This window comes from Streptomyces flavotricini (assembly GCF_020639365.1).
In the GTDB taxonomy this organism is placed as follows: Bacteria; Actinomycetota; Actinomycetes; order Streptomycetales; family Streptomycetaceae; genus Streptomyces; species Streptomyces flavotricini.
The window spans coordinates 4197257-4213120 of the sequence record NZ_JAINUL010000001.1 but is presented as its reverse complement, the minus strand read 5'-3'; the positions used below and the strand labels follow the sequence as shown (position 1 = coordinate 4213120).

Below are 15864 nucleotides of genomic sequence, written 5' to 3'. Positions count from 1 at the left end.
AACTCCGGAGGGACGCCGGAGTTACGCTACGCGGCGGCCTCAATGCGGAACGTAAACATCCGTCGAGGTGCAGTCCCACATTCGGGACGCAATCGTGTTCGCCCGTAGCGGAGGGAACCGGTGCCACCGGCATGGAGTGTCAGTCCTTACGGGTAAGACATTCCTAGTGGATCGGGGCGACACGCTGATTTGGGCGGCTTCCGTTCGCCATCGGCGTACACGTGTGACGGGTATCTGCCTGGCCTGCGGGAACATCGTCTCGCACCATCGGGTTGGAGCAGTTGTCGGCTGTTGAAGCCGGTTTTCCCCACTGACGTGGGGGTGATCGCGGACGGATGTCGGCAGTTGGAATGAGCTGTCCCGCCCCGCGGGACTAGCATGCGGAAGGACAGGGCGGGGACCGACCCCGAACTGCCCGACCGCTCTGAGGAGCGATAAACGATGTTCGAGAGGTTCACCGACCGCGCGCGGCGGGTTGTCGTCCTGGCTCAGGAAGAAGCCCGGATGCTCAACCACAACTACATCGGCACCGAGCACATCCTCCTGGGCTTGATCCACGAGGGTGAGGGTGTCGCCGCTAAGGCCCTGGAGAGCCTCGGGATTTCGCTCGAGGCTGTTCGCCAGCAGGTTGAGGAGATCATCGGTCAGGGGCAGCAGGCCCCGTCCGGCCACATCCCCTTCACCCCGCGGGCGAAGAAGGTCCTGGAGCTTTCGCTCCGAGAGGCCCTCCAGCTCGGCCACAACTACATCGGCACCGAGCACATCCTGCTCGGCCTCATTCGCGAGGGCGAGGGCGTCGCCGCCCAGGTCCTGGTGAAGCTGGGCGCCGATCTCAACCGAGTCCGGCAGCAGGTCATCCAGCTGCTCTCCGGGTACTCCGGCGGAGGCAAGGAGTCGGCCACGGCCGGCGGCCCGGCCGAGGGCACCCCCTCGACCTCCCTCGTCCTGGACCAGTTCGGCCGCAATCTCACGCAGGCCGCCCGCGAATCCAAGCTCGACCCGGTCATCGGGCGCGAGAAGGAGATCGAGCGGGTCATGCAGGTCCTGTCCCGCCGTACCAAGAACAACCCGGTCCTCATCGGCGAGCCCGGCGTCGGCAAGACCGCCGTCGTCGAGGGCCTGGCCCAGGCGATCGTCAAGGGCGAGGTGCCCGAGACCCTCAAGGACAAGCACCTCTACACCCTGGACCTCGGCGCCCTGGTCGCGGGCTCCCGCTACCGCGGTGACTTCGAGGAGCGCCTGAAGAAGGTGCTCAAGGAGATCCGCACCCGCGGCGACATCATCCTGTTCATCGACGAGCTCCACACCCTCGTGGGTGCGGGCGCCGCCGAGGGCGCGATCGACGCCGCCAGCATCCTCAAGCCCATGCTGGCCCGTGGTGAGCTCCAGACCATCGGTGCCACGACGCTGGACGAGTACCGCAAGCACCTCGAGAAGGACGCGGCCCTCGAGCGCCGCTTCCAGCCGATCCAGGTGGCGGAGCCTTCCCTCCCCCACACGATCGAGATCCTCAAGGGGCTGCGCGACCGCTACGAGGCCCACCACCGCGTCTCCATCACGGACGAGGCCCTGGTCCAGGCGGCGACGCTGGCCGACCGGTACATCTCGGACCGCTTCCTGCCGGACAAGGCGATCGACCTGATCGACGAGGCCGGCTCCCGGATGCGCATCCGCCGGATGACCGCGCCGCCGGACCTCCGCGAGTTCGACGAGAAGATCGCGGGCGTGCGCCGCGACAAGGAGTCGGCCATCGACTCCCAGGACTTCGAGAAGGCGGCTTCTCTCCGCGACAAGGAGAAGCAGCTGCTGGCGGCGAAGGCCAAGCGCGAGAAGGAATGGAAGGCCGGCGACATGGACGTCGTCGCCGAGGTCGACGGCGAGCTCATCGCCGAGGTCCTCGCGACCGCGACCGGCATTCCCGTCTTCAAGCTCACCGAGGAGGAGTCCTCGCGACTGCTCCGCATGGAAGACGAGCTCCACCGTCGGGTCATCGGCCAGAAGGACGCCATCAAGGCGCTCTCCCAGGCGATCCGCCGTACCCGTGCGGGTCTGAAGGACCCGAAGCGCCCGGGTGGCTCGTTCATCTTCGCCGGTCCGTCCGGCGTCGGTAAGACCGAGCTCTCCAAGACGCTCGCCGAATTCCTCTTCGGCGACGAGGACGCGCTGATCTCCCTCGACATGTCGGAGTTCAGCGAGAAGCACACGGTTTCGCGCCTCTTCGGTTCGCCCCCCGGCTACGTGGGCTACGAAGAGGGCGGCCAGCTCACCGAGAAGGTGCGCCGCAAGCCGTTCTCCGTCGTCCTCTTCGACGAGGTCGAGAAGGCCCACCCGGATATCTTCAATTCCCTTCTCCAGATCCTGGAGGACGGTCGCCTGACCGACTCCCAGGGCCGGGTCGTGGACTTCAAGAACACGGTCATCATCATGACGACCAACCTGGGTACGCGGGACATCTCGAAGGGCTTCAACCTCGGTTTCGCCGCTGTCGGCGACACCAAGACCGGCTACGAGCGGATGAAGGCGAAGGTCAACGAAGAGCTCAAGCAGCACTTCCGGCCCGAGTTCCTGAACCGTGTCGACGACACGGTCGTCTTCCACCAGCTCACCGAGGAAGACATCATCCAGATCGTCGACCTGATGATCGCCAAGGTCGACGAGCGCCTGAAGGACCGCGACATGGGCATCGAGCTGAGCGGTGACGCGAAGCTCCTGCTCGCCAAGCGCGGCTACGACCCGATCCTGGGTGCCCGGCCGCTGCGCCGGACCATCCAGCGCGAGATCGAGGACGTCCTGTCGGAGAAGATCCTCTTCGGCGAGCTGCGTCCCGGTCACATCGTGGTCGTCGGCAAGGAGGGTGACGGCGAAGAGGCCAAGTTCACCTTCCGCGGCGAGGAGAAGTCGGCGCTGCCGGACCTCCCCCCGATCGAGGCCACGGGCTCCGGCCCGGACCTGTCGAAGGGCGCGTAACGCGCGGGCGTCAGCCGTACGAAGGGGCGGCCCCGGAACCGAAAGGTCCCGGGGCCGCCCCTTTGGCGTGCCTCAGCGCCATCCCAGCTGGACCGGGCCGGTCCGCAGCCCGTCGGCGATCACGTCGGCGTGCTCCCAGCTCCGCAGTACGCTCAGCAGCCGCAGGCCGGGCAGGAGAGCGGGCAGCCGGCGGAGGAACCTCTTCGGGTCGCCGCTCACGTGGGCCAGCTCCAGCTCCTCCACGGAGGACAACCGGAGGTCTTCCGGCATCTCGTCGAGCGCCCCGGCCTCCAGCACCAGGATGCGCAGCTCGGGCAGGGCGCCCAGTTCCCGCCAGTCCGCGGCGGTCGCGGGCCCCCACTCGGCTCCGAGCACGAGGGTGCGCATCCGCTTGTGGCGGGAGAGCCCGCGCAACCCGGGCGCGGGACGCGGCCTGGACCGGGCGTCCAGATGGGTCAGGGACGCCCCCTGCGCCACGTCGTCCAGGGACCAGGAGAGGTCCCCGCGGACTTCGAGCTCGGCCAGCCGGTCCCAGCCGGACAGCACGCCTCCGAGCCGCACCGCGGGTGCCGAGAGGTCCAGGACCGCCGCCCTGACGGGCAACCCGGCCAGAGCGTCGACGTCCGTGATCTTCGGGCACCGCTGGAGCACGAGGGCCGAGAGGGAGTCCTGCCCGCGCAGGAACCGCAGGTCGGTCAGCGACGGGTTGTCGCGCAGGGTGAGCCGCTCGGGGTGGACGCGGGCGAGGTACCGGGCGAGCGCCCCGGGCGTCACGGGGCCCGCGACCGTCAGGCGCCGGCGCGGTGAGCAGGAGCCGAGCGCGTCGAGCGCCTCGTCCGAGAGCACCGTCAGCGGGTCCTCCGCCGGGAGCCGGGCGATGACCTGCTCGGCGTACGGGCGGGCCTCGAAGCGGGACCAGAGCCGGGCCAGCTCCATGCGGACGGCGGCCGAGGAGTGGCCGACGTACCGCGCCAGGAAGGGGATGGCCTGATCCGAGCCGACCCGGCCGGCAGCGGTGATCGTGTGCAGGGCCTTGGCGGCGTCGCCGACCAGCTCGGGCCCCGGCAGCAGCTCCAGGACCAGCGGTCCGACCCGGGCGAGTGCCTGCGCGGCCTCGTCGGTGGCAGGCGGGATGAGCCTGCCCGCCGCCGCCTGCACGTCCTCGCGCAGCTCGGGCTCCAGCTCCGTCGCGAACTCCAGGCAGGCGAAGGCGAGCAGCTCCGAGCGGTCCGAGCCGCGGATCAGCAGGTCGCGGATGATCGCCGCGCGGTCGCGGGGGCGGCCCTGGGCCACCGCCATGCGGATGACGTCCTCCCACTGGTCGTCGTCGGCGTGCCGGGTGAGTTCGCCGAGACCGCCCTCGTCCAGCGCCGCCCCCGCTCCCAGGAAGTCCTGGAAGGTGCGGTGGACGAACTCGACCGTGTCCTCGGTGGGGGCCCGCAGCAGACCGGTGCGCTCCAGGAAGTGCCGCAGGACGGCGGGAGCGTCGCCGAGCACCTGAGCGGCCGGTACGGCCGGCAGCGCGTCGGCGATCAGGGCTTCGGCCCGGCCGCGCCCGAGCTCGGCACGGCCGTTGCGGATCAGCCAGTACGCGAGCCGCTGCAGCAGCTGGAGCTGCGGCTCCTCGGCGAGCTCGGGCAGCCGCAGCCCCCGCTCGCGGTCGCGCCGGTGCAGCAGCATCGACAGGGCGGCCGTGTACAGCTCCTTGCGGCCGGACGGCAGGAAGCCGCGGCGCTCGCGGTGCAGGGCGCAGAAGAGCCCGCACAGCAGGGGGTTGGTGGCCAGCCGTGCCAGCTCCGGCTTGCTGTGCACGGAGTGCAGGAGCCGCTCCCGCAGGAGGTCCAGCTCCTCCGCCTCGCCCTCGGCGGCCGTGTGCCAGCGCTCGACGAACGCCGCGACCTCGGCCCGGCTCATGGGGGCGAGCTGCAGCTCCTCGAAATCCTGGTCGGTGAGCCAGTCCCCGCGGACCGCCGCGGGCCGGGAGGTCACCAGCCAGCGGTTGCCCGGGTAGGCGGCGAGCAGGTCTTCGAGCCACCGGTGGGCCTGGGGCCGTTCCGCCTCGGGGATCTCGTCCAGGCCGTCCACCAGCACCAGCGCGCGCCCGTCGCGCAGCACCCGCCCCTCCCAGCCCTGCGGCTGCTCCCCGGTCAGGGGGGAGCCGACGGCCGCGAGGAAGCGCGCGGGCGGCGGCAGCCGCTCCCCGTGGCGGGTGAGGGTGCGCAGGGGGAGGACGTACGGGATGCGTCCGGCCTGTTCGCCGCGGGCGGCGGAGACGGCCAGCCACTGGATCAGCGTGGTCTTGCCGGAGCCCGCCTCGCCGCGCAGCAGGACCCTCTCGTGGCGGGTCAGCACCTCGTCGGCCGGCCCGGGCGGGACTCCCGTGCGGCCGTTCTCCGCGGCGAGGCCGATGTAGGCGACGTCGAGCGGCCAGCGGGCCGAACCGGGGGCCAGGTCCAGGCCGAAGATGGTCAGCGTGCCGTGCCGCCGGACGATGTAGTCCAGGTACCGGCGCTCGAACTCCGGGTCCCGGGCGTCCTGGCGGCGGATCCGGTTGAGCAGTTCGTCGATCTTGGCGATGAGCTCGGCGATGTCACGGGTCTGCTGGACCAGGGTGGCGGGGATGAAGGTGGACCGCTGCGTGAAGAAGTTCAGGATGTGGAGGCAGGTCGCCTCCAGCAGGTCCTCGTGGAAGAGCGCGGCGTCGCGGGACAGGAGCGGGTCGGGTGCCGCCGAGCGCAGCTCGCGTGCGAAGGCCCGGGGGCCCAGCCTGACGGCTTCCAGGTCGCTCAGGGTCACGTCGCCCAGGGCGTGCAGGGTCGCCGCCAGAGCCGTGGCCACCCCCGCCTCCTCGCCCGGCGGGATCCGGCGCTCGCCGGAGGTCGCCAACGCCTCGTCCACGAGGCCCTCGGCGAGGCGGCGCAGGTCGGCCGCGTCCAGGACGCGTTTCTCGCGCAGCGACACGTACGAGGAGATCCGTACGGGCCGGTCCACCAGGCCCGCGCCCGCGCCCTCCCCCCGGAAGAGCCTCTTGATCAGGGGAGTCGCGATCCCCGACGCCAGTCGTATCCCCACCGTCGATGCGTCCACGACGCGTGAGCGTAGCTCCGGGGTCCGCACGGTTGCAGGGCTTTGGTCCTTCGGGGGGCGGTGGAGGTCCCGCGCCGGTGACAAGCCGCACAGGGCAAAACGGACCTACGAGGACGTCTCGTAGATCGGATGTCCGTTTTGCCCCCATCGGGGCGGGGCCTCGGCCCAGTAGGGGCGCGGTCAACCGGTTGCGTCACACCCTCCGGCCCTACGAGCCCCGGTAGTAATCGGGAGGTTTGGGGATACCGCGGGGCACGGGTTACCAAGGGTGGGCAAGCCCGGCATCCGCTCTCCAGCGTGCCGGGTGGCTTCTTGCCCGAAGCGCCCCTTGTCCCCGGCCCGGAGGTCTCCTTATGTCCGCGAAGCGCAACAGCACCCGTCGTACCCGTATCGCCATCGGCGCCACCGCTCTCGGTGCGGCCCTTGCTCTCGGGGCCGGGACGACCGCCGCCTTCGCCGACACGGCTCCCGAGACCGCCCTGACCGGCACCGCCGCGCTGGTCGCGGCCCAGGCGAAGGCCCAGGCCTCCGTGGCCGCCGCCAACACGGCCGCCAAGGCCGTCGTCGCCTGGCAGAAGCCGGTGTCGACCTACACGCTCTCCGCCACCTTCGGCAAGGGCGGCACCATGTGGTCCCACAAGCACTCGGGCCAGGACTTCGCCTGCCCCGTCGGCACCCCGGTCAAGGCCGCCTCCGCCGGCACCGTCGTCAAGGCCGGCCCGAACGGCGGCGGCGACGGCCCCGCGTACGGCAACGCCATCGTGATCAAGCACGCGAACAACACGTACTCGCAGTACGCGCACCTCTCGAAGATCAAGGTCCGGATCGGCCAGAAGGTCGCCAAGGGCTCGCAGATCGCGCTGTCCGGCAACACCGGCAACTCCAGCGGCCCGCACCTCCACTTCGAGATCCGCACCACCCCGAACTACGGCTCGGCCGTGAACCCGGTCGCGTTCCTGCGCAACGCCGGCGTCACCGTCTGACCCCTCCGGTCCCTTCCGGGCTCCCGCTGACCGGGGTCAGTAGAGGAGCCAGGAGCCCGTCGGCTTCGTCTTCGCGTCGACCCGGCCCGGCTTGAGGGTGTCGATCTGGGCGGGCGACAGCACCGAGGCGTACGTCTGAACGCTCTCCATCGCCCCGTTCCACGGCGCGGTCCACTTGTCCTCGTGGCGGGAGCGGGCCAGCTCCAGCGGCCCCTGCGCCTGGAAGACCCCGGGGACGGGGGCCTCGCCGGTCTTCTTGCCGTTGACGTAGAGCGCGATCTGCTTGCGTTCGGCGTCGTAGGTCCCGGTCAGGGTGGAGAAGGTCTTCTCCATCTTCGGGCTCTCGCCGGTGACGGTCACGGCGGTCGCCTCGGCCCCCTGGTCGCCGGTCTGGACGCGGAAGACCCATGCGGGCTTGCCGTTCACCTGGTCCAGGCCCAGCTCGAACGAGAAGGACTTCTCGTTGCCCTGGCTGACGGCGATCTGGCGCCCCTTCGCCGCCCGGGCCCAGACGCGGGCCGAGACGGTGAAGCTCTTGGCCGTGTCCACCACGCGCTTCTCGGACTCGGCGTACGAGTTCTCGTTGCCCTTCGTGCGGACCTCGAAGCGCTTGTCGATCGGGAAGACCCCGGTGTCGGGGCCCATCTTCAGCGGAGCCTTTCCGCTGCGGTCCCGGATCTGCGTCGGGTCGTCCTTGACGGTCGGGGTGTTGTCGACCGGCGCCTTGCTCTTCGACCCGCTGGGGGAGGGCGAGGCCGATACGGTCGGGGACTCCTTGTCGTCCACCGCCTCGTTCCCGCCCTTGTCGTCGCCCCCCATGAGCAGGAACGTTCCACCGCCGGCGAGCAGCGCCAGTACGGTCACCGCGCCGCCGATCATCCACAGCCGCTTCCTGCGCCTCTCGGCCGCAGAGCGGTCGGCCATGGCCTCCCAGTCCGGCTGGTCCGACTGCGGCGCGAACGGCCCGGGGGCTCCGGGGAACCCGGGACCGCCCGGAGCGCCGGGCGGCGTGGGCGCGCCCATGTCCGGGAGTCCCTGGGCCCACTGCTGCGGGGCCGGGCCGAAACCACCGCCGCCCTGTGCCGGCGCACCGGGCGGATAGCCGTAGCCGGAGGCGGGGGCCGGCGCACCGGGCGGGTAGCCGTAGCCGGCCGCGGGGGCCGGCGGGACCGGCGGGAACCCGTAGCCCCCGTCCCCGGGGGCGGGCTGGGGTTGCGGGTTGCTGGGGGGATTCACACCGTCGGTCATGCCAGGGATGCTAAAACACCGGCCCGCACATCCGTACGGCCCGGTCCGGGTCCGGTCGTGGTCCGACTCCGCTCCGCGACCGGCTCGGCCGGGCCGCCGCGCCCCCGGACCGCTCCAACGTCCCTACGCCCCCGACAGCTTGATGGTCGGGAAGCTCCCGGTCGCCGTCGGCGCGTGCTCCGGCAGCCACAGCACCGCCACCGCGCCCGCCGCCGCGCCCTCGCGGTCCACCCCGCCGGGGGCCGCCACGTTGCGGAACGTCAGCCGGGCGCCCAGCACCCGCGCCTGCCCCTCCGCGATGGTCAGGCCCAGCCCGTGCCCGACGCCCGCCCGGTCCGTCGACCCGGTGCGGAACCGGCTCGGCCCCTCGCGCAGCAGCGCCTCCGGGAAGCCCGGCCCGTGGTCCCGGACCCGTACGACCCGGCCCTCGATGTCGACCTGGACCGGCGCCTGCCCGTACCGCGCCGCGTTCGCCAGCAGGTTGCCCAGGATCCGCTCCAGCCGCCGCGGGTCGGTGCTGACGATCTCGTCCGCCACCACCCGTACCGACGCCTCCGGCATCAGCGCGGTCACCCGCCGGCTCACGAACTCGCCCAGCGCCACGTCCTGCAGCTCAGCCCGCTCGGACGCGCTGTCCAGCCGGGCCACCTCCAGTACGTCCTCGACCAGCGCCCGCATCGCCTGCGCCCGGTCCCGCACCAGCTCCGTCGGCCGCCCCGGAGGCAGCAGTTCCGCCGCCGTGAGCAGGCCCGTCACCGGGGTGCGCAGCTCGTGCGCGATGTCCGCGGTCACCCGCCGCTCGGCCTCCAGCCGCTGCTGGAGCGCGTCCGCCATGGCGTCGACGGCCCGCGCCAGGTCGTCGGTCTCGTCCCGTACGACACCCCCGACCGCGTCCCGCACCCGTACGTCGGGGTCCCCGTGCGCCACCCGCTGCGCCGCGGCCGCGGCCTTGCGCAGCCGGCGCGAGATCTGGCCCCCGATGAGCACGCCGAGCGCGGCGCCCGCGACCACGACGGAGATCGACCCGACGACCAGGGCCCGGTCCAGGTCGCGCACCATGTTGGCGCTCTCCTTGAACTCGTTGTGCAGCGACAGCACCTGCCCGTTCCCGAGCGGCACCGCGGCCCACACCACGGGCACGTTCTTGCGCGACTCCTGGACGTACGTCCCGCGCCGCCCCGACCGCGCCTTCTCGCGCAGCGCGACGGGCAGTTCGGGGTCGTTGATCTTCGCCCCCAGGACCGGCTTGCGCCCGGCCTCGACGAAGCGGGCGATGACGTTCACGTTGGCGAGCTGGGCCTCGCGGGCGCTCTCCAGCATCGACACGCGGGCAGCACTGTGCACGACCAGGCTCAGTGCCACGGCGACGAGCGCACCGACGGCGGCGATGGCGAGCGTGATCTTCCAGCGGATCCCCGTACGGAGGGTGAAGCGCCTCATGCCTTGAGCTTGTATCCGAATCCCCGGACCGTTTCGATGCGGTCCTGCCCGATCTTGGTGCGCAGCCGCTGGACGTGGACGTCCACGACGCGGGTGTCGCCGCCCCAGTCGTAGTCCCACACCCGCTCCAGCAGGCGGTCGCGCGAGAGAACGGTGCCGGGCGCGGAGGAGAATTCCAGCAGCAGCCGCATCTCGGTCGGCGTCAGCGCCACCGGGGCACCGGCCTTGCGGACCTCCATGCCCTCGGTGTCGACCTCCAGGTCGCCGAAGAGCAGGACCCCGCGCTCCTCGGACCCGTCCTCGTCGTTGGCTCCCGGCCGGCCGTTCTGCGGGCCGCCGGCGTGGCCGAAGCGGCGCAGCACCGCGCGGATGCGGGCGACCAGGACCGAACCGTCGAACGGCTTGGTGACGTAGTCGTCGGCGCCCGCCTCCAGGCCCAGGACCACGTCGATGGAGTCGGCCCGCGCCGAGAGCATGATCACCGGGACGGTGGACTCGTCGCGGATCCGGCGGCACAGGCTCACGCCGTCCATGCCGGGCACCATCACGTCGAGCAGGGCGATGTCCGGGCGGTCGGCCCGGAAGGACTCCAGGCCGGACAGGCCGTCGGGCATGGCGGTGACCACGAACCCGTCGCGTTCCAGCGCCAGGGTCGTGGCCTCACGGATGACGTCGTCGTCCTCCACGAACAGGACATGGGTCTCGGCCATGCGGGGAGCCTCGCCTCGCTGCTAGTTCTTCTGGGTGACCGCGGGGGCGGGCTGGGCCCCGCCGTCGACGTTGCTGTAGTCGGTGTGCACCCGGTCCTGCTCGGTGAACTTCTCCCCGTCCCAGCGGTACGTGATCACGTCCTCGCCGGACGGGTACGCGAGCGCGTCGCTCTTGCCGTACACCGGTTTGGTGACCACCAGGTCGCCCCGGTCGATCTCCGCGTAGACGGGCGGCTGCTCGTCCGAGAACACATTCTCGTACGTCCCGCCCTCGGACCGGTACACGTACGAGCCCCGCCCCAGCGCGTCGGCGCAGGACAGCACGTTCACCACGATGTCGACGACCGAGTTCCCGGTGACCTTCCCGTAGCTCACGTCGATCGGGTACTCCTTGCCGGTGCAGGGCTTGAGGTCCCGCTTGACGTCGGCGCTGACCTTCGGGTCCGCCTGCAGCAGCGCGACCGGGTCGACCTTCTTCGAGGGCTTGCCCGACGCGCCGGTCGTGGCCGGGACGTGATCGGGCGGCGTGGCCGTAGGCGAGCCGGTCTTGGACACGGGGTCGGTGTGGGCGGGCCCGCCGTCGCGCAGGCCGGTCCCGCCGGCGCTGCATCCGGCCGCGAACAGCACAGTGCCGGCGAGGACGACCGTCCCCGCCGACATCAGTACCAGCGAACTCGTGCCCCTCAGGGATTGGCCGTTCAGGCCGCGCACCGCTCACGCCCCTCGTACCGGATGGTGTGGTCACCGCGGTGGTCACCGCGCTCCAGCGCGCGCATGTCCAGATCCCGGCTCTCCAGTTCCTGTCGGAGACGGGCCAGTGCGCGGTGCAGGGTGCTCTTCACAGTACCCGCAGACATGCCGAGCGCGGCGGCGGTCTCCTCGGTGCTCATCTGCTCCCAGTGTCGCAGCACGACCACGCTGCGCTGCTTGGGCGCGAGCACCTTGAGGATGTCCATCAGCAGGGCGCGGTCGGCGCGCTGGTCGGTGCCGTCCTCGACGGAGGCGTCCGGGAGCTGCTCGGTGGGGACTTCCTCCAGCTTGCGGGCGCGCCACCACTCGGTACGGGTGTTGATCATGACGCGGCGCATGTAGGCGTCGGCCAGGGACTTGTCGGCGATGCCGTCCCAGCGGCCGTACGTGCGCACCAGGGCGGTCTGCAGGAGGTCCTGCGCGTCAGTGGGGTCCGGGACCAGGCGACGGGCACTGCGCAGGAGCGCGTCCTGCCGAGTGCGTACGTACTCCTCGAATCCGAGTACCTCGCCGTGCGCCATCTCAGACCGCCTCCGTCCCGTGCAACCGCTCGTCCGTTGCGCTTCGCCTTACGGATTCGAAGGTACGGAGGGGTTGTCACGGGCCTGTGCGGGCCAGCCTTCGGTGGACGCACGGACACCCATAGGTTGTGTAACAGTGCCATGAGCTGGGGTTTCGCCGAAACAAACGGAATCTCCGGCTCAGCTTGCGGGGGTGCTCGCGGAGGGGCTCGTGGGGGTACCCGTGGGGGTGCCCTGCGGCAGCCGGTACAGCCCCGCCGCGAGCGGCTCGACCAGTCCGTCGGAGACCAGGCCGTCCAGCGCCCGGGCCCGCTGCACCGGTTCGTCCCAGACCGTGTCGAGCACGGCCTGCGGAACGGGCCCGACCGCGTCCCGCAGCACCGCGAGGAGCTTGCCGCGCACCTGCCGGTCGGTACCGGCGTACGTCTGCCCGCGCCGCGGCGGCCCGTCGTGGGCCGGCTTCCCGGCGAGGCGCCACGCGCACAGCCCGGCCACCGGGCAGCGGGCGCAGTCAGGGGACTTGGCGGTGCACACCAGGGCACCGAGCTCCATCGAGGCCGCCGCCCAGCGGGCCGCCGTGGCCTCGTCGTCGGGGAGCAGGGCCCGGGCCAGGCGCCGCTCGGCCGCGGTGGTGGCGTTCGGCGGGTACTCGACCCCGGTCGTGGTGCGGGCGAAGACCCGCCGCACGTTGGTGTCGAGCACGGCGTGCCGCTGCCCGTACGCGAAGGAGGCGACGGCCGCCGCCGTGTACTCGCCGATCCCGGGCAGCGCGAGCAGTTGCGCGTGCTCCCGCGGTACGTCGCCCGCGTGCCGCTCCGTTATCGCGACGGCCGCGCCGTGCAGGCGCAGGGCCCGCCGCGGGTAGCCGAGCCGCCCCCAGGCCCGTACGGCCTCGCCGGGGGCCTCGGCGGCCAGGTCGGCGGGGCGGGGCCAGCGGGCGAGCCACTGCTCGTATACGGGAAGGACCCGGCTGACGGGGGTCTGCTGGAGCATGAACTCGCTGACCATGACCCCCCAGGGGCCGGCCTCGGGGCGGCGCCAGGGCAGGTCGCGGGCGTGCTCCTCGAACCAGGCGATGACCGGGGAGTGCAGCGCGTGGGACGCGTCGGGGGACGTCTCGGGGGAAGGGCTGGTGGATGCAGTCATGGCAACGGCATCCTGACACGTTTCAGGGCCGCCGCGCGGGGCCCGGGCCGGTGAACCAGACAGCGGCGCGGCCTCCGCTCGCCCGCATGGCGGTGGTGATCGTACTGATCGGACCGGTCAGGGCGGGGGCGGCGAGCGCGGCGAGCGCCCCGCCGAGCAGCAGGCCGGCCAGTACGTCGTGGGGGTAGTGGACGCCGACGAAGACCCGGGAGAAGGCCATCAGCACCGCGAGCGGGACGGTCAGCAGCGCGAGGCGGCCGGCGCGGTGTGCGGCGAGGGCCAGCGCGACGGCGGCGGCGCCGGCGATGGCGGAGTGGTTGCTGGGGAACGACCAGTCGCCCGGGGCCGGGCAGGCGAGGAGGGAGGCGGAGGCCCCGGCGACCGCCCGGCAGGGCCGTTCCTCGTCCACGGCGGACTTCACGAGCTCGGAGGCGACGTACGCGAGGGCGGTGGCGAGCGGCGCGGCGACCGCGAGGGCGACGGCCCGCGGGTCCGCCCGGGTGCGCGCACGCCACCACACGGCTATGAAGAGCAGGCCGAAGAGCAGCAGCCCGTACTCCGTCCAGACCTCGAACGCCGACTGCACCCAGGCGGGTGCGGAGCGGGCGGAACGGGTGATGTCGCGGTAGAGGCCGGAGGAGTCCATGCTCACCGACCGTACCCAAAGCCGATCAAGTCCGGCGTCGGACTCTTGGCCGGTTCTCGCCGGTCGGGGGTCCGCCCGCAGGATGATCATCGGCAAAACAAGCCGGTTGCGCGGCATGTGGGGCGCGGATCGGGCCGCGGACTCTCGTAAAGTTCCGTCCGTGGGATCTATGCGCAATCCGGTCGGGCCGCTCCCCTCCTCCATCTACTGGCGACGGAGGGCCGTGCTGGCGTCCGTCGTCGCGCTCCTCGCGCTGCTCGCCGTATGGACCGTCAGTTCCGGCGGCGGCAGGTCGAGTACGAACGGCAAGGGCGGAGACAAGGGGCCGAAGCCCGTCACGTCGATCACCCCGGGACCGGCGGGGACGGGTCCGGCGATCAGTCAGGCGCCGGGCGGACGAGCGGAGTCGGGCGGCGGCGTGGGCAAGAACGGTGAGCCGGGCGGCACTTCGGGGACGGGTTCCGCTACGGGCGGCGGTTCCGGCGGCCCCGGCGGCCCCGGTGGCGGCAGCGGCGGTACGGCCGGCAGCGCGCCCCAGGTCCCGGCGGACTCCCCCCTGCCCACCTGTGCCCCGGGCGGGCTGCAGTGGGAGGTCAAGAGCGTCAAGAACGAGTACGAGACGAGCGAGAAGCCGCGCCTCGAACTCGTCGCGCGCAATGTGTCGGGTACGACCTGCAAGGTCGATCTCGGCCCGAGGCAGGCGGTCCTGACCATCCTTCAGGCCAGCACCAGCAAGGCGGTCTGGTCCTCGGCGGACTGCCCGTCCGGCGCGGGCAACGCGTTCTTCCGCGTACCGGCGCAGGGCGAGACGAAGCAGTCGCTGGAATGGGACAGGAAGTTCAGCGCCCCCGACCAGTGCCAGACTCCTCCGGCGGGCGCCGCGGCCCCCGACACGTACGTGGTGGAGGTCAAGTCCCCGGGCATGCCGGTCGCCCGGACCTCGTTCGTCCTGAAGCAGGACTGAGCCCGGCCGGGCCTGGCCCGGCGGCGGACGGCGGTGGCGCGCGCCAGGGACCGGCCACCGCCGGACGGAGCCCGGCGCAGCGGACCGAAGCCCGCGAGGCGCCCGGCACCGAGCGGTGCGAGGGCCGCGTCGAGAGGGTCAGACGTAGCGCTCGAGGATCGAGGACTCCGCGAGGCGGGAGAGGCCCTCGCGGACGCTGCGCGCACGGGCCTCGCCGACGCCGTCCACGGCCTGGAGGTCGTCGACACTCGCGGCCAGCAGCTTCTGCAGGCCGCCGAAGTGCTCGACCAGCCGCTCGATGATGGCCCCCGGCAGCCGCGGGACCTTCGCCAGCAGCCGGTACCCGCGCGGGGACACCGCGGAGTCCAGCGTCTCGGGCGAGCCCGTGTACCCCAGCGCCCGCGCCACGATCGCCAGCTCCAGCAGCTCCGGGTGCGTCAGCGCGTCCAGTGCCGGCAGCGCCTCCTCGACCGTGCGCGAGCGCTTCGCGGTCGGCTCCGGAACGTAGTCCCGGATCACCAGCTCCCGCTCCTGCTCGATCCCGACCGTCAGCTCGTCCAGCTGGAGTGACAGCAGTCGCCCGTCCGTGCCCAGCTCGACCACGTATTCAGCGATTTCCGTGGCAATGCGGCGCACCATTTCCAGCCGCTGCGCGACCGCCGTCACGTCGCGCACCGTGACCAGGTCCTCGATCTCCAGCGCGGACAGCGTCCCGGCGACCTCGTCCAGGCGGAGCTTGTACCGCTCCAGCGTGGCCAGTGCCTGGTTAGCCCGCGACAGGATCGCCCCGGACTCCTCCAGGACCCGGCGCTCCCCGTCCACGTACAGCGCGATCAGCCGCATCGACTGCGACACCGAGACGACGGGGAACCCGCACTGCTTCGAGACGCGGTCCGCGGTGCGGTGACGGGTGCCCGTCTCCTCCGTCGGGATCGACGCGTCCGGCACCAGCTGGACGCCGGCCCGCAGGATCTTGGTGAGGTCCTTGTCCAGGATCAGCGCTCCGTCGAGCTTGCACAGCTCGCGCAGCCGGGTCGCGGTGAACTCCACGTCCAGGACGAAACCGCCCGTGCACATCGCGTCGACGGCCTTGTCCATGCCGAGGACGATCAGGCCGCCGGTGTTGCCCCGGACGATCCGCTCCAGCCCGTCGCGCAGGGGCTGACCGGGGGCGACCGCACTCAGCGAGGCGCGCATCAGCGCGTCGTGCTTGGAGCTCGCGCCGGACTTCCCGGGTGCTGCTGCCCCGTCCTTGGCTGCCACTGCACTCCTCCGGTCGCGGGTTGCGCCGCCTGCGTACGGCCGGGCGGACCAGCACAAAGTCTACCGGCGTGCGCTGCGCGCCCGCCGTGGCTTGGCCAGGTGCGCCCCCGCGGGACCCCGTACGGGCCCCGTCATACCC

General features: G+C 72.1%; 12 protein-coding genes. 3 read left to right on the top strand and 9 right to left on the bottom strand.

All coding sequences use genetic code 11. The annotated features are described in order from the left end of the window. Positions 1-441: 441 nt before the first annotated feature. Complete coding sequence (locus tag K7B10_RS18980) at positions 442-2967, top strand: ATP-dependent Clp protease ATP-binding subunit (RefSeq protein ID WP_030867894.1); 2526 nt, start codon at positions 442-444, stop codon at positions 2965-2967. A 72-nt stretch (positions 2968-3039) separates the two neighbouring features. Here K7B10_RS18980 and K7B10_RS18975 read toward each other — a convergent pair whose 3' ends face one another. After that, positions 3040-6054: an NACHT domain-containing protein gene (locus K7B10_RS18975; RefSeq protein WP_229337388.1), complete on the bottom strand. Its 3015-nt coding sequence runs from the start codon at positions 6052-6054 to the stop codon at positions 3040-3042. A 353-nt stretch (positions 6055-6407) separates the two neighbouring features. On the opposite strand from K7B10_RS18975, the gene K7B10_RS18970 reads away from it, so the two are divergent. Further along, entirely contained in the window at positions 6408-7037 is a 630-nt protein-coding gene (locus K7B10_RS18970) for a M23 family metallopeptidase (protein WP_229337386.1), read from the top strand. Between the two features lie 36 nt (positions 7038-7073). Here the strand turns inward: K7B10_RS18970 and K7B10_RS40875 are convergent, their stop codons facing one another. From K7B10_RS40875 to K7B10_RS18930, 7 genes are all read right to left on the bottom strand, one after another. Continuing rightward, the gene (locus tag K7B10_RS40875; RefSeq protein WP_267501421.1) at positions 7074-8285 is read right to left on the bottom strand and encodes a LamG-like jellyroll fold domain-containing protein; all 1212 of its coding nucleotides are present in this window, start codon (positions 8283-8285) and stop codon (positions 7074-7076) included. A 123-nt stretch (positions 8286-8408) separates the two neighbouring features. Continuing rightward, a complete protein-coding gene (cseC, locus tag K7B10_RS18955; protein WP_229337384.1) occupies positions 8409-9725 on the bottom strand; it encodes a two-component system sensor histidine kinase CseC in 1317 nt (438 codons plus the stop codon). Further along, positions 9722-10435 carry a two-component system response regulator CseB gene (gene cseB, locus K7B10_RS18950; protein ID WP_229337382.1) on the bottom strand — a complete coding sequence of 238 codons (714 nt, stop codon included), beginning with the start codon at positions 10433-10435 and terminating at the stop codon, positions 9722-9724. Before cseB ends, cseC begins: the two co-directional genes overlap by 4 nt. 21 nt (positions 10436-10456) lie before the next feature. Then, the gene (locus K7B10_RS18945; protein ID WP_229337380.1) at positions 10457-11095 is read right to left on the bottom strand and encodes a hypothetical protein; all 639 of its coding nucleotides are present in this window, start codon (positions 11093-11095) and stop codon (positions 10457-10459) included. A gap of 38 nt (positions 11096-11133) precedes the next feature. Then, positions 11134-11706 (bottom strand): SigE family RNA polymerase sigma factor, encoded by a 573-nt coding sequence (locus K7B10_RS18940; protein WP_229337378.1) that lies wholly within the window; start codon positions 11704-11706, stop codon positions 11134-11136. A 180-nt stretch (positions 11707-11886) separates the two neighbouring features. Further along, positions 11887-12852, bottom strand: a complete 966-nt coding sequence (locus tag K7B10_RS18935; RefSeq protein WP_229337376.1) for an iron-sulfur binding domain-containing protein — start codon at positions 12850-12852, stop codon at positions 11887-11889. 22 nt (positions 12853-12874) lie between these two features. Further along, positions 12875-13498, bottom strand: coding sequence for a phosphatase PAP2 family protein (locus tag K7B10_RS18930; RefSeq protein ID WP_229337374.1), 624 nt, complete (start codon positions 13496-13498; stop codon positions 12875-12877). Between the two features lie 169 nt (positions 13499-13667). Between K7B10_RS18930 and K7B10_RS18925 the strand changes: the two genes are divergently transcribed. Beyond that, positions 13668-14462, top strand: coding sequence for a hypothetical protein (locus K7B10_RS18925; RefSeq protein ID WP_267502142.1), 795 nt, complete (start codon positions 13668-13670; stop codon positions 14460-14462). A gap of 138 nt (positions 14463-14600) precedes the next feature. Here K7B10_RS18925 and disA read toward each other — a convergent pair whose 3' ends face one another. Next, on the bottom strand, positions 14601-15725 hold the full coding sequence (gene disA, locus K7B10_RS18920; RefSeq protein WP_229337370.1) for a DNA integrity scanning diadenylate cyclase DisA: 1125 nt from the start codon (positions 15723-15725) through the stop codon (positions 14601-14603). Positions 15726-15864 lie beyond the last annotated feature (139 nt).

Coding starts and splice junctions, on each gene's coding strand:
- K7B10_RS18935 (WP_229337376.1), bottom strand. CDS start 12,852: ATGACTGCATCCACCAGCCCTTCCCCCGAGACGTCCCCCGACGCGTCC.
- K7B10_RS18925 (WP_267502142.1), top strand. CDS start 13,668: ATGCGCAATCCGGTCGGGCCGCTCCCCTCCTCCATCTACTGGCGACGG.
- K7B10_RS40875 (WP_267501421.1), bottom strand. CDS start 8,285: ATGACCGACGGTGTGAATCCCCCCAGCAACCCGCAACCCCAGCCCGCC.
- K7B10_RS18980 (WP_030867894.1), top strand. CDS start 442: ATGTTCGAGAGGTTCACCGACCGCGCGCGGCGGGTTGTCGTCCTGGCT.
- K7B10_RS18930 (WP_229337374.1), bottom strand. CDS start 13,498: ATGGACTCCTCCGGCCTCTACCGCGACATCACCCGTTCCGCCCGCTCC.
- cseC (WP_229337384.1), bottom strand. CDS start 9,725: ATGAGGCGCTTCACCCTCCGTACGGGGATCCGCTGGAAGATCACGCTC.
- cseB (WP_229337382.1), bottom strand. CDS start 10,435: ATGGCCGAGACCCATGTCCTGTTCGTGGAGGACGACGACGTCATCCGT.
- K7B10_RS18945 (WP_229337380.1), bottom strand. CDS start 11,095: ATGTCGGCGGGGACGGTCGTCCTCGCCGGCACTGTGCTGTTCGCGGCC.
- K7B10_RS18970 (WP_229337386.1), top strand. CDS start 6,408: ATGTCCGCGAAGCGCAACAGCACCCGTCGTACCCGTATCGCCATCGGC.
- K7B10_RS18940 (WP_229337378.1), bottom strand. CDS start 11,706: ATGGCGCACGGCGAGGTACTCGGATTCGAGGAGTACGTACGCACTCGG.